Annotated in this window: 10 protein-coding genes; 5 read left to right on the forward strand and 5 right to left on the reverse strand. The window is 66.9% G+C overall.

Translation table 11 applies throughout. The features are described 5' to 3' along the window. The first annotated feature begins 13 nt into the window (after positions 1-13). The 4 genes from ceoA to QZM15_RS10790 all read left to right on the forward strand — a co-directional run bounded on the left by ceoA (position 14) and on the right by QZM15_RS10790 (position 7553). Complete coding sequence (gene ceoA, locus QZM15_RS10775; protein WP_059582051.1) at positions 14-1231, forward strand: multidrug efflux RND transporter periplasmic adaptor subunit CeoA; 1218 nt, start codon at positions 14-16, stop codon at positions 1229-1231. Positions 1232-1276: 45 nt separating this feature from the next. Further along, positions 1277-4462: a multidrug efflux RND transporter permease subunit CeoB gene (gene ceoB / locus QZM15_RS10780; RefSeq protein ID WP_302106345.1), complete on the forward strand. Its 3186-nt coding sequence runs from the start codon at positions 1277-1279 to the stop codon at positions 4460-4462. 10 nt (positions 4463-4472) lie between these two features. Continuing rightward, entirely contained in the window at positions 4473-6008 is a 1536-nt protein-coding gene (opcM, locus tag QZM15_RS10785; protein ID WP_059582216.1) for a multidrug efflux transporter outer membrane subunit OpcM, read from the forward strand. A 570-nt stretch (positions 6009-6578) separates the two neighbouring features. Further along, positions 6579-7553, forward strand: a complete 975-nt coding sequence (locus QZM15_RS10790; RefSeq protein ID WP_302106367.1) for a LysR family transcriptional regulator — start codon at positions 6579-6581, stop codon at positions 7551-7553. 225 nt (positions 7554-7778) lie between these two features. Here QZM15_RS10790 and QZM15_RS10795 read toward each other — a convergent pair whose 3' ends face one another. Continuing rightward, positions 7779-8669 (reverse strand): LysR family transcriptional regulator, encoded by an 891-nt coding sequence (locus QZM15_RS10795; protein ID WP_302106346.1) that lies wholly within the window; start codon positions 8667-8669, stop codon positions 7779-7781. Positions 8670-8770: 101 nt separating this feature from the next. On the opposite strand from QZM15_RS10795, the gene QZM15_RS10800 reads away from it, so the two are divergent. Then, positions 8771-9211: a PACE efflux transporter gene (locus tag QZM15_RS10800; RefSeq protein WP_059582064.1), complete on the forward strand. Its 441-nt coding sequence runs from the start codon at positions 8771-8773 to the stop codon at positions 9209-9211. Positions 9212-9310: 99 nt separating this feature from the next. Here QZM15_RS10800 and QZM15_RS10805 read toward each other — a convergent pair whose 3' ends face one another. From QZM15_RS10805 to QZM15_RS10820, 4 genes are all read right to left on the reverse strand, one after another. Continuing rightward, positions 9311-10162: an alpha/beta fold hydrolase gene (locus tag QZM15_RS10805; RefSeq protein ID WP_302106347.1), complete on the reverse strand. Its 852-nt coding sequence runs from the start codon at positions 10160-10162 to the stop codon at positions 9311-9313. 238 nt (positions 10163-10400) lie between these two features. Then, the gene (locus QZM15_RS10810; RefSeq protein ID WP_302106348.1) at positions 10401-10733 is read right to left on the reverse strand and encodes a DUF3579 domain-containing protein; all 333 of its coding nucleotides are present in this window, start codon (positions 10731-10733) and stop codon (positions 10401-10403) included. A gap of 25 nt (positions 10734-10758) precedes the next feature. Beyond that, complete coding sequence (locus tag QZM15_RS10815; RefSeq protein ID WP_059641602.1) at positions 10759-12120, reverse strand: sigma-54 dependent transcriptional regulator; 1362 nt, start codon at positions 12118-12120, stop codon at positions 10759-10761. Continuing rightward, positions 12110-14005 carry an ATP-binding protein gene (locus QZM15_RS10820; RefSeq protein ID WP_302106349.1) on the reverse strand — a complete coding sequence of 632 codons (1896 nt, stop codon included), beginning with the start codon at positions 14003-14005 and terminating at the stop codon, positions 12110-12112. Before QZM15_RS10820 ends, QZM15_RS10815 begins: the two co-directional genes overlap by 11 nt. Between the last annotated feature and the right edge of the window lie 4 nt (positions 14006-14009).

A 14009-nucleotide genomic window follows, 5' to 3' on the forward strand; every position in this document is an offset into this window, starting at 1 on the left:
ACCGGAGATCCACATGGCCATCCTACGCACCACCCGTTCACGAATCGCGACCGCGGCGATCGTCACGCTCGCCGTCGTCGGCCTCGGCACGTTCGGCGCGATGCGCGTGAACGCGAACGCGCCCGAGAAAGCAGCGGCGCCGCTGCCCGAAGTCGACGTCGCGACCGTCGTGCCGCAGACCGTCACCGACTGGCAAAGCTATTCGGGCCGCCTCGAGGCGGTCGAGAAAGTCGACGTGCGCCCGCAGGTGTCGGGCACGATCGTCGCGGTGAATTTCAAGGACGGCGCGCTCGTGAAGAAGGGCGACGTACTGTTCGTGATCGACCCGCGCCCGTACCAGGCGGAAGTCGATCGCGCCGCCGCGCAGCTCGCGGCCGCGCAGGCGCGCAACGGCTACGCGCAGACCGACTGGCAGCGCGCGCAGCGGCTGATCGGCGACAACGCGATCGCGAAGCGCGACTACGACGAGAAGCAGAACGCGGCGCGCGAAGCGAGCGCGAACCTGAAGGCCGCCGAAGCCGCGCTGGAAACGGCGCGCATCAACCTCGGCTACACGCGCATCACGGCGCCGGTATCGGGCCGCGTGTCGCGTGCGGAAATCACGCTCGGCAACGTCGTGTCGGCCGGTGCGTCGGCCGCGCCGCTGACGACGCTGGTGTCGGTGTCGCCGATCTACGCGTCGTTCGACGCGGACGAGCAGACCTACCTGCAATACATCAACGGCGCGCGCAACGGCCGCAAGGTGCCGGTCGAACTCGGCCTCGCGAACGAAACCGGCTACTCGCGCAGCGGCGAGATCGACTCGGTCGACAACCGGCTCGACACGTCGTCGGGCACGATCCGCGTGCGTGCACGCTTCGACAACGCGGACGGCACGCTCGTCCCGGGCCTCTACGCGCGCGTGAAGGTGGGCGGCAGCGCACCGCACGAGGCGCTGCTCGTCGACGACGCGGCGATCAACACCGACCAGGACAAGAAGTTCGTGTTCGTCGTCGATCAGCAAGGCCGCGTGTCGTACCGCGAAGTGCAACCCGGAATGCAGCACGGCAACCGGCGCGTGATCGTGAGCGGGCTCGCGGCCGGCGATCGCGTGATCGTGAACGGCACGCAGCGCGTGCGCCCCGGCGAGCAGGTGAAGCCGCACATGGTCCCGATGACGGGCGGCGACGAGCCGTCCGCGCCGCTCGCGGGTACCGCGAAGCCGGCCGCACCGGCGAAGGCGGATTCGTAAGCGGCACGCCGCTTCGCATCCGCGTTCAACCAGACAGAGCAACCCATGAACATTTCCAAATTCTTTATCGACCGGCCGATCTTCGCAGGAGTCCTATCGGTGATCATCCTGCTCGGCGGGGTGATCGCGATGTTCCTGCTGCCGATTTCGGAATATCCGGAGGTCGTGCCGCCTTCCGTGATCGTGAAGGCGCAGTACCCGGGCGCGAACCCGAAAGTGATCGCCGAGACGGTCGCGTCGCCGCTCGAAGAGCAGATCAACGGCGTCGAGGACATGCTCTACATGCAGTCGCAGGCGAACAGCGACGGCAACATGACGATCACCGTCACGTTCAAGCTCGGCACCGATCCGGACAAGGCCACGCAGCTCGTGCAGAACCGCGTGAACCAGGCGCTGCCGCGCTTGCCGGAAGACGTGCAGCGGCTCGGCATCACCACGGTGAAGAGCTCGCCGACGCTGACGATGGTGGTCCACCTGATCTCGCCGGACAACCGCTACGACATGACCTACCTGCGCAACTACGCGCTGATCAACGTGAAGGATCGGCTGTCGCGGATCCAGGGCGTCGGTCAGGTGCAGCTGTGGGGTTCGGGCGACTACGCGATGCGCGTGTGGCTCGATCCGCAGAAGGTCGCGCAGCGCGGGCTGTCGGCCGAGGACGTCGTGCAGGCGATCCGCGAGCAGAACGTGCAGGTCGCGGCCGGCGTGATCGGCGCGTCGCCGTCGCTGCCCGGCACGCCGCTGCAACTGTCGGTGAACGCGCGCGGCCGTCTGCAGACGGAAGACGAGTTCGGCGACATCGTCGTGAAGACGACGCCGGACGGCGGCGTCACGCACCTGCGCGACATCGCGCGAATCCAGCTCGACGCGTCCGAATACGGGCTGCGCTCGCTGCTCGACAACAAGCCGGCCGTCGCGATGGCGATCAACCAGTCGCCGGGCGCGAACTCGCTGCAGATCTCGGACGAGGTGCGCAAGACGATGGCCGAGCTGAAGCAGGACATGCCGGCCGGCGTCGACTACAAGATCGTCTATGACCCGACGCAGTTCGTGCGTTCGTCGATCAAGGCCGTCGTGCACACGCTGCTCGAAGCGATCGCGCTGGTCGTGATCGTCGTGATCGTGTTCCTGCAGACCTGGCGCGCGTCGCTGATTCCGCTGATCGCGGTGCCGGTGTCGATCATCGGCACGTTCTCGCTGCTGCTGGCGTTCGGGTATTCGATCAACGCGTTGTCGCTGTTCGGGATGGTGCTCGCGATCGGGATCGTGGTCGACGATGCGATCGTCGTCGTCGAGAACGTCGAGCGCAACATCGAGGGCGGGATGAACGCGCGGCAGGCGACCTACAAGGCGATGCAGGAAGTGAGCGGGCCGATCATCGCGATCGCGCTGACGCTCGTCGCCGTGTTCGTGCCGCTCGCGTTCATGTCGGGCCTGACCGGCCAGTTCTACAAGCAGTTCGCGATGACCATCGCGATCTCGACGGTGATCTCGGCGTTCAACTCGCTGACGCTGTCGCCGGCGCTGTCCGCGATCCTGCTGAAGGGGCACGGCGACAAGGAAGACTGGCTCACGCGCGTGATGAACCGCGTGCTCGGCGGCTTCTTCCGCCGCTTCAACAAGGTGTTCCATCGCGGCGCGGAGAACTACGGCCGCGGCGTGCGCGGCGTGCTGTCGCGCAAGACGCTGATGCTCGGCGTGTACCTCGTGCTGGTGGGCGCGACCGTGCTCGTGTCGAAGGTCGTGCCGGGCGGCTTCGTGCCCGCGCAGGACAAGGAATACCTGATCGCGTTCGCGCAGTTGCCGAACGGTGCATCGCTCGACCGCACCGAGAAGGTGATCCGCGACATGGGGTCGATCGCGCTGAAGCAGCCGGGCGTCGAGAGCGCGGTCGCGTTCCCGGGGCTGTCGGTGAACGGCTTCACCAACAGCTCGAGCGCGGGCATCGTGTTCGTCACGCTGAAGCCGTTCTCGGAGCGGCATGGCAAGGCGCTGTCGGCCGGCGCGATCGCGGGTGCGCTGAACCAGAAATACAGCGCGATGAAGGATTCGTTCGTCGCGGTGTTCCCGCCGCCGCCGGTGCTCGGCCTCGGCACGCTCGGCGGGTTCAAGATGCAGATCGAGGATCGCGGTGCGGTGGGCTACGCGAAGCTGTCGGATGCGACCAACGACTTCATCAAGCGCGCGCAGCAGGCGCCTGAACTCGGCCCGCTGTTCACGAGCTACCAGATCAACGTGCCGCAGCTCAACGTCGATCTCGACCGCGTGAAGGCGAAGCAGCTCGGCGTGCCGGTGACCGACGTGTTCAACACGATGCAGGTGTATCTCGGTTCGCTGTACGTGAACGACTTCAACCGCTTCGGGCGCGTGTACCAGGTGCGCGTGCAGGCCGATGCGCCGTTCCGCCAGCGCGCGGACGACATCCTGCAGTTGAAGACGCGCAACGACAAGGGCGAAATGGTGCCGCTGTCGTCGCTCGTGACGGTGACGCCGACCTTCGGCCCGGAAATGGTCGTGCGCTACAACGGCTACACGGCGGCCGACATCAACGGCGGCCCGGCGCCGGGCTTCTCGTCGGGCCAGGCGCAGGCCGCGGTCGAGCGCATCGCGCACGAGACGCTGCCGCGCGGCGTGCGGTTCGAGTGGACCGACCTCACGTACCAGCAGATTCTCGCGGGCGATTCGGCGATGTGGGTGTTCCCGATCAGCGTGCTGCTCGTGTTCCTCGTGCTCGCCGCGCTGTATGAAAGCCTGACGCTGCCGCTCGCGGTGATCCTGATCGTGCCGATGAGCATTCTGTCGGCGCTGACGGGCGTGTGGCTCACGCAGGGCGACAACAACATCTTCACGCAGATCGGCCTGATGGTGCTGGTGGGGCTGTCGGCGAAGAACGCGATCCTGATCGTCGAATTCGCGCGCGAGCTCGAACACGACGGCAGGACGCCGCTCGAGGCCGCGATCGAGGCGAGCCGGCTGCGGCTGCGCCCGATCCTGATGACGTCGATCGCCTTCATCATGGGTGTGGTGCCGCTCGTCACGTCGACCGGCGCCGGTTCGGAAATGCGCCATGCGATGGGTGTCGCGGTGTTCTTCGGGATGCTCGGCGTGACGCTGTTCGGGCTGATGCTGACGCCGGTGTTCTACGTCGTGCTGCGTACGCTCGCGGGCGGCAAGATCCACGTCGCCGGCAAGGATTCGGCGGGGTACGGCGTGCCGGCGCCCGATGCTTGAGGACCAGAAAATGAATAACTTGCACAACACGAACGGCCTGATGCGCTTCGCGAAGGTGGCGGCCGCGAGCACCCTGCTCGCGACGCTGCTCGCCGCGTGCGCGGTGGGCCCCGACTACAAGCGTCCGGACGCGGCGGCGCCCGCCGCGTTCAAGGAAGCGCCGACCCTCGCCGCCGGCGAGCAGGCCGGCACGTGGAAGACGGCCGAGCCGTCGGATGGCGAACATCGCGGCGAATGGTGGAAGGTGTTCGGCGACCCGGTGCTCGATTCGCTCGAGGCGCAGGCGCTCGCCGCGAACCAGAACCTGAAGGCCGCGGCGGCGCGAGTCGAGGAAGCGCGTGCGGCGACGCGTTCGGCGCGCTCGCAATGGTTCCCGCAGGTCGGCGCCGGGTTCGGGCCGACGCGTGAGGGGCTGTCGTCGGCGTCGCAGTTCCAGCCGCAAGGTACGGGCCCGACCAACGCGACGCTGTGGCGCGCGCAGGGCACGGTGTCGTACGAAGCCGATCTGTTCGGCCGCGTCGGCCGCAACGTCGAGGCGTCGCGTGCCGACCAGGCGCAGAGCGAGGCGCTGTTCCGCTCGGTGCAGCTCGCGCTGCAGGCCGACGTCGCGCAGAACTACTTCGAACTGCGCCAGCTCGATTCGGATCAGGACCTGTACCGCCGCACGGTCGAGCTGCGCGAGCAGGCGCTGAAGCTCGTGCAGCGCCGCTTCAACGAAGGCGACATCAGCGAGCTCGACGTGTCGCGCGCGAAGAACGAGCTGGCCAGCGCGCAGGCCGATGCGGTCGGCGTCGCGCGCCGGCGCGCGGCGTCCGAGCATGCGCTGGCCATTCTGCTCGGCAAGGCGCCGGCGGATTTCGCGTTCAAGGAAACGCCGATCGTGCCGGTCGCGGTGAAGATTCCGCCGGGCCTGCCGTCCGCGCTGCTCGAACGCCGCCCGGACGTGGCGGCGGCCGAGCGCGCGATGGCGGCCGCGAATGCGCGGATCGGGCTGGCGAAGTCGGCGTACTTCCCGAAGCTCGACATCACCGGGTCGTTCGGGTATGAAGCATCGACGCTCGGCAACCTGTTCCTGTGGTCGAGCCGCACGTTCCTGCTCGGGCCGTTCGCCGGCACCGCGCTGACGCTGCCGCTGTTCGACGGCGGGCGCCGTGCGGCCGGCGTGCAGCAGGCGCGCGCGCAGTACGACGAACAGGTCGCGAACTACCGTCAGCAGGTGCTCGTCGCGTTCCGCGAGGTCGAGGACAATCTCGCCGATCTGCGCCTGCTCGACGACCAGATTCGCGCGCAGAATGCGGCCGTCAATGCTTCGCGCCGTGCGGCGACGCTGTCGCGGACGCAGTATCAGGAAGGGGAGGTCGCGTATCTCGACGTGATCGACAGCGAGCGGTCGGTGTTGCAGTCGCAGTTGCAGGCGAACCAATTGACGGGGGCGCAGGCGGTGTCGACCGTCAATCTCATTCGTGCGCTCGGCGGCGGGTGGGGCGCGGCACCGACGGCGATCGGCGATGCGGGGGCCGGCAAGGCGGAAGTGGCTGGGCGCTGACGCTGCGGCCCTTGACTGGCGGGCTGCTCAAGCAAGTGGCTGATCGACGAACCCCGGTCCGTGGCAACGCGGACCGGGTTTTTTATGGGTCATCCAAATTTCCGTGGAGGAACGTCGGCGATCGGCCAGGAAGGGACACTCGCCGCGGCAAGCTGAATGGCCGTTGTCGTCGCCATGCCGAACGCCGCATCTAGCAAACGCGTCATATGCCACGTCTGTTGACCTTCGCGCCGGCTGACGCTCGAAGATGCGGGCACGATGCGTCTCCTTTCGTTCGCGCGAAACTAAATTGACGCGAGCAGAATCATGCGCTAACTGTGCGTCACGCCACGAGCAGACAAACAGCAGCATGTCCCTTAGACTCTTGCCGCAATGACCATTGCGTGGCCGGAGGCTTCGTCAACGAGAGCATGCGGGAGATGTATCCGGTTCAGGGACGACATCGCCTTTGTCCATCCGATCAGCATCCGAGCGAGTCGCGAAAGGTTGGACAACCGCATGGATGCGTTGCTGCGGCAAAGCCGCTCGGCCGTCGCGGTGAATCCTGTGAACAATAGAAGTATCTGCTGTATGACGACCAAGCTGTCATTCGAAATTCTCGAAGTGTTGGATGCAATTGACCGGACCGGTACATTCGCCGAGGCGGCCGAGTTGTTGCATAGAGTTCCGTCGACGCTCACTTACCTTGTGCAAAAGCTGGAAAGTGACCTGGAGGTCGAGCTATTCGATCGCGGCGGCAGACGGGCGAGACTCACGGAAGCGGGTCGTGCTGTTGTGGAAGATGGGCGTCGTCTTTTAGACGCCGCTCGACACCTGGAGGCCAAAGCAAAAGGCATTCGAGACAGTTGGGAATCGGAGCTTCGACTATGCGTCGATGCAATCTTGCCAATCCAGTCCTTATGGCCGTATGTCCATGCCTTCTACGGCCTGGAGATGAATACCCAGCTAAGTCTTTCCACCGAGGTGCTTGGGGGCGTGTGGGATGCCCTGGTTACGCGGCGTGCCGATCTCGCGATCGGGGCGTTCGGCGAGCCGCCGCATGCGGCCAACATCGCGGCCCGGCCAATCGGAACCCTCCGGCACGTTTTTGTCGTGGCACCGGACCATCCACTCGCCCGCATGCCCGAGCCGTTGGAGAGCGAAACGATCGCAAGATATCGAGGTGTTGTCATCAGTGACACTTCTCGCGAACTGCAACCGCAATCCGTGGCCACCCGTGACGGACAGCCGCTGATCATCGTGCCGACGCTCGCAGCAAAACTGCAAGCACTGTGCGAAGGTATCGCTGTCGGGATGCTGCCCGATTTCGTGGCGAAAGAACTGATACACGAAGGCAGGCTGGTCGCGCGCCGCATTGTGGGTGTGCGCGAGTTCACGAATGGCTACCTCGCTTGGCGCGAGGACAAGGTAGGGAACGCTTTGAACTGGTGGATTGCGCAACTAGACAGCCCCGATCTGCTTGAACGGCTCCTGACGCCGCGTCAAGAGAGTAAAGGGCAGCCCGGGGCGCCCGCTTGCGCAGTCCGTTACCCAAGCGCGGAGTAACGGCCCGTCAGTGCTACTGTCTGAGGACCTTCGCCGGTGCATGCAGTTGGACATTCGAAGGTCAGCCTGGCACTGAACGTTGCCGTCGAGTTGCCGGGGCATCCGATGGCTGCAGCGGGTCGGAAGGCGACGTCCACGGAAATTTCCGAAGAACCTTTTTACCGCACCGCGTGCCGCAACTAACGGTCAATCTCACTCGGCACCTTCCGACGGGTGCGGCGGCGCTCACATCTCCGCGCGTTTGGCCCGCAGTGCCCGCACCAGCGCGCTTGCCGCCTTGCCGAGCCCCATATGTTTCGGTCGCCGCAAATACACAGGCAACGGCAGCCCGTTGCGAATGTTCGCGAACACGAGCGACGCGAGTTCGCCGTCGGCCACATACCGGCCGATGACCGACTCCGGCAAATTCGCCCAGCCATGACCGGCCTTCACGAGCGCGATCGCGGTCGCCATGTCGCTCACCTTCCACGTGCGGTTGCCGATCAGCGGCCGCACGTCGGTGAGCGGCCGCTCCGGATCGGCGATCACGATCTGCCGGAACCCGGATAATCGCTCGATCGCCTCCGGATGCGCGGCTTCGGCAATCGCCGGATGGCCGGGCGCGGCGACCGCGATCAGCGTCTCGGTCCACAGCGCGTGAATCTGTTCCTGCGGATGCAGATCGAGTCCGCCGTACGCGACGCAAAGATCGACGGCGCCACGATGCAGCGCGTCGACGATCGCGTCCTGCGGCGCCGTGACGACGCTGACCGCGAGCGCCGGATATTTCGCGGCCACGGCCGTCAGCGCGCGCGCAATCGGCGCGCCGTCGATTTCGGCGGCGAGCCCGAGCCGCAGCGAATCCTCGACGCCTTCCGACAAGTGCTGCGCATGCGCACGCAGCGCATGCAGCCGTTCGGCGATCGCGCGCGCGTCGGGCAGCAGCGCGGCCATCGCGGCGGTCGGCGTCGGCTCGCGCGAGCCGCGGTCGAACAGCACGAGGTCGAGCTCGGCCTCGAGGTTCGCGATCGCCATGCTGACCGCCGACGGCGTGCGGCCGAGCGCACGCGCGGCCGCCGAGAACGAGCCTTTGTCGATGACGGTCAGCAGCATGTCGATGTGATCGCTGGTCAGCATGGTCCGCCCGCTCCTGTCAGAAAAATTGAAACGACCTGACTTTTGCGGACGAAGTGCCCGCTGTAGTCTCGCCACCTGGTTCGAAACGAAGGTGGTCGGTCATGCAAGGATGGAAGAGACGCATAGTCTACGTCGTGATGTTCGAGGTGCTCGGCATCCTCGTCGCGTCGTCGGTGCTCGGCATGCTGAGCGGCGCGAGCGCGGCGACGAGCGGCGTGCTCGGCGTGATGATCTCGACGACGGGCGTCACCGTCAATTTTCTGTACAACCTCGGCTTCGAGGCATGGGAGCGGCGGCGTGCGGAAACGACGCGCACCGTCGGGCGGCGTGTCGTGCATGCGATCGGGTTCCAGGTCGCGCTCGTGACGTTCCTGATTCCGCTGATCGCGTGGTGGCTCGACGTGTCGTTATGGCAGGCGTTCCTGTATGACGCAGTGCTGATCGTGTTCTTCCCGATCTTCACGTTCGCGTACAACTGGGCGTTCGACAGCGTGTTCGGTTTGCCGGATGCGGTGACGCGCAAGGCGGCGCCGGCGGCGTAATGTAGACGGATGCAGAGGGATGCGAAACGACGCGGACACCTGCGCCGTTTCGCTGCTGCAAGAGAGAGGAAGACAGGCGGCGCGCACGCCGCCGCGGCATTACGCGGCGACGAACTCGTGCACGTAACGGTTGAACACCGCAGGGCTCGCGGCGTTCATCCCGTGCGATGCGCCGGCGACGGTCTGCCGTTGCGCATGGCCGATCCACTGCGACAGCGTGTCGACGTTGTGGCGGAACATCTTCGGGCTGCGCTGGCCGTCGATCAGCAGCGTGCGGCATGCGATGTCGCCAGCCGTGTGCTGCGAATACGCGGGCAGCGGGTCGCGCAACTGCTTCGGCAGCGTGCTTGCGTTGTCGATCGCCATCGTGCGAAAGCGCGACGTGCTCTTCTTCCATGCGCCGGGCAGGCTTACCGAATCGACGAACATCTCGAGGCCGGCTTCGACTTCGCCTTGCTCGATCAGGTTCACGGCCTTCGTGCGCAGCGCGATCGCGGCGGCCGGCAGCTCGGCTTCGCGCACGCCCGGCTGCTGGAGCGGGCCGCCCGGATCGGCGAGCGTCAGCGATTCGACGAGGTGCGGATGCTGGCGCGCGACGTTGAACGCGACGCTGCCGCCGCGCGAATGGCCGACCAGATGCACGGGGCCGAGATCGAGCGCGTCGATGAATTCGGCGAGCTCGTCGACGTGGTTCTGCCAGCTGAACTCGTCCTGGATGCCCGCTTCGACGGCCGGCCAGTAGTGGCTCAGGCTCGGCGCGATGCAGCGGTAGTGGGCCGATAGCGCCGCCAGTTGCGGATCCCAGTAGCGGTAGTCGCACAGCGAGCCATGCACGAACACCATCGGCGCACCGCCGCCCCGCTCGACATACGGCAGGCTGATGCCTGACGAAAGCGTCGCAAATTGCAGGTCGGGGTTCGCGAGCACGGACGGCTCGATTCGCATATTCATGGCTGAAAGACTCAAAGGTGCGTCAACACGACGCAACTATGCATCACGGCGACCTGCAAGGAAAACGCATAATTTTCATCGTGACGATCAATTTTATTGATGGCTCGGCGGGAAACCCTTGTCGGAGCGTGGTCATGCGTCCAAGCCTTCAATCATCTGACGATTGATTGCAGCGCCGAAAGGGCGTGCGGCAGCCTGCGCGCACGCGCCTTTGCGTCGAGAAAGGAAGGGTGGTGCGTCAGCGCACCGTCAATGCGGGCGCGGTCTGAAGCTCGACGGGCAGGTCATTGTCGGCCGCAAACCGCATTGCGAACTCGAACGCATCGGCACAGACTTCGCGCAATTCGTCCGACACGAACAGGCATTTGACGCCGTCGCCGTCGACGACGGGCATCGCGAGCCGCGACAGCGCGCACGGATAGCCTGGCCGCCGTTCGCCGACGAACAGCGTGATGACACCCGCCAGGCGCTCGGGCCAGTCGCTCGGGCGGAAGGTTTTCCGCGCGCGCGTGACGCCGCGGATCAAGTGGCCATTGACGCGGCCGTGTTCGGTGATGTCGATGCGATCCATGCCGGAGTACGTGTCCTCGTTCGCGTCATTCGCCGCCGTCGGCCGCCGCGTCGCCGCGCGCGGGAATCCGCAGGTGGCGCAGCTTGTGATAGAGCGTCTTCTTCGGCATGCCGAGCGCCTCGCTCGCGTCCGCGACGTTGCCGTGGTGACGCCGCAGCATGTCCTCGATCAGCATCCGCTCGAAATACGCGAGCTGTTCCGCGAGCGTGCTGCCCACGGCCGGCGCCTCGCCGGACGACAGCAGGCTGTCGCCGGTGAGCCCGAGCACGAAGCGGTCGGCCACGTTCTGCAGCTCGCGCACGTTGCCGGGCCACGCGTGCGTCATCAGTTCGGACACCTGCGCGGCGGTAACCACCGGCGCCGGCTGGCCGAAGCGCCGCGCGGCCGCGAGCACGAAATGCTCGAACAGCAGCGGCACGTCCTCGCGCCGCTCGCGCAGCGGCGGCAGCTCGATCTGCGCGACGTTGAGGCGATACAGCAGATCCGCGCGAAAACGCCCGTCGGCCGCGAGTTCGGCGAGATCGGCCTTCGACGCGGCCACCACGCGGCAGTCGACCGGAATCAGGTCGTTCGCGCCGAGCCGCTCGACCACGCGCTCCTGCAGCACGCGCAGCATCTTGATCTGCAGTGCGATCGGCATCGTCTCGATCTCGTCGAGGAACAGCGTGCCGCCATCCGCCCATTCGATCTTGCCGATGCGTTTCTTGATCGCGCCGGTGAACGCGCCGGCCTCATGCCCGAACAGCTCGCTCTCGAACACCTGCTCGGGCAGGCCGCCGCAGTTCAGCGCGACGAAATGGGCGTCGCGCCGGCTGCCGAAGTCGTGCAGGCTGCGCGCGATCAACTCCTTGCCGGTGCCCGTCTCGCCGGTGATCAGCACCGACACCGACGTATCGGCGAGGCGCAGGATCTTCTTGCGCACGTCGGCCATCGCGGGCGACTTGCCGAGCACGAACGCCTCGATGCCCTGCCAGTTGTTCAGCGCCGCGCGCAGCCCCTGCACCTCGAGCGTCAGGCGGCGCTTCTCGACCGCGCGCGCGACGCGCCCGGCGATCACGTCCGACGAAAACGGCTTCTCGATGAAGTCGTACGCGCCGACCTGCATCGCGCCGACGGCCGTCGAGATGTCCGCGTGGCCGCTGATCAGCACAACCGGAATCTGCGCATCGATGGCCATCACGCGGTCGAGCAACTGCAGTCCGTCGATGCCCGGCATCCGCACGTCCGACACGATCACCACCGGCGCGCCGGGCGCGACGTGCGCGAGCGCGTCGGCGGCCGACGCGAACGCATCGACCGGGAACCCGGCGAGCGCGACAGCCTGCTCGACGCCGATCCGGACGTTTTCATCGTCCTCGACGACCAGCACCCGAATCTCATCTTCCATGCTCTGTCCTTTGTTGCGGCGTCGCCGCCGCGAATTCGATGGTGAACTGCGCGCCGCCTTCGTCGCGGTTCGTCGCGGCGATCCGCGCGCCGAACGCCTCGACGATGCGCGACGTGATCGCGAGGCCGAGCCCGAGGCCCTGGCCGCGCGGCTTGGTCGTGACGAACGGCTCGAACAGGTGCGACAGCACGTCGGGCGCGATGCCGGCGCCGCTGTCGGCCACCGTGAAACGCACGCGGCCGGCGCCATCCGCATCGTCCACTTCGGCCGCCTCGATGACGATGCGGCGCACCGGTGCGTCGTGCACCGCGTCGAGCGCGTTGCCAAGCAGGTTCACGATCACCTGCTGCAACTGGCTCGATTCGGCCGAGACGATCGTGCCGGGCGCGATGTTGACGTCGAGCCGCACGCCTTCGTCGCGAATGCGCGCGTCGTAGATGAGCCGCGCATGCGCGACGGCCTCGTTCAGCGACACCGCGACGCGCTCGACGTCGGGCTTGCGCGCGAAGGTCTTCAGCTCGCCGGTAAGCACGGCCATGCCATCGACCAGCTTGCCGACCCGTTCGAGATTCGCGAGCGCCGGCGCCGGCTGGCCGCGTTCGAAGAACGTGCGCGCGTTGTCGCACAGCGTGCGGATCGCGACGAGCGGCTGGTTCAGCTCGTGCGTGAGGCCGGCGGCCATCTGCCCGAGCACCGCGAGCTTGCCCGCGTGCACGACTTCCTGTTGCGACGCACGCAACCGCTGTTCGGTGCGCTCGCGCTCGTCGATCTCGCGCTGCATCCGCTCGTTCGCGGCCGTCAGCGCGGCCGTGCGCTGCGCGACGGTCAGCTCGAGCCGGTCGTTCGCGCGGCGCAGCGCGTCCTGCGCGTTCAGCCGCGCGAGGATCGCCCGGCGCCGCTGGATCGCATAGCCGACCAGCAGCGCGACGATCAGGAACGCGCCGGTGACGAACACGAACGCCGTTTGCTGCTGGCGCCGCGCGCCCGCGATGTCGAGCAGCACCATCAGCGAATCGCCGGCCTGCGGCGCGGGGCGCGACATCACGAGATAGCGCGTGGTGCGGCCGGCGTGGCGCGGATCGGGGAAGGTGCCGAACCACGCGGCCGGGCCGCGCTCGCCGATGCGGCGATAGGGCAGTGCGTCGACGGTGCGGCCTGCATACTGGCGCGACGCCTGGATGTCGCGCTGCTGCTGCGCGGTGATCGGGCGCAGCGCGGTGAATTTCCACGCGGGCTCGGTCGAGATCACGACCACGCCGTTGCTGTCGACGACCATCGCGGCGACGCCCGGCGCACGCCACGCCGATTCGAGCGGGTCGACGCTGATCTTCACGGCGGCGACGCCGATCGGCGCGCCGTCGCTGCGCACCGCGCTCGCGAAGTAGACGCCCGGCACGCCGGTGTTGGTGCCGATGCCGAAGAAGCGGCCGCTGCCGCGCGCGAGCGCGTCCTTGAAATACGGCCGGTACGACACGTTGGTGCCGACGAAACTGATCGTCTCGTTCCAGTTGCTCGCGGCGATCACGTCGCCTTGCAGATCGATCACGTCGACCGCGCCGCTGCCCGCGTCGCGGTTCACGGCTTCGAGGTAGGTGTTCACCGCATGCACGAGTTCGGGCGCATCGTTCGGCGCGGCTTTCAGCATTGCCCGCACGCCATCCTGCCGCGCGACCAGGCCGGGCAGGATCTCGAAGCGGCCGAGCTCGCTTTTCAGGCTCGACGCATACAGGTCGAGCCGGTGCGCGCCGGCCTCCTCGAGCGCGTCGATCGCGCGTTCCCACGCGAAATCGACGGCCGCGCCCGCCACGCCGACGTACAGCACCGCGGCCGAAGCCCAGCCCCACCACGGGATTCCCTTGAAGCTCTTCTGCACGTTCGTCCTCATCGAA

Source organism: Burkholderia sp. AU44665, from assembly GCF_030504405.1.
Taxonomy (GTDB): Bacteria; Pseudomonadota; Gammaproteobacteria; order Burkholderiales; family Burkholderiaceae; genus Burkholderia; species Burkholderia semiarida.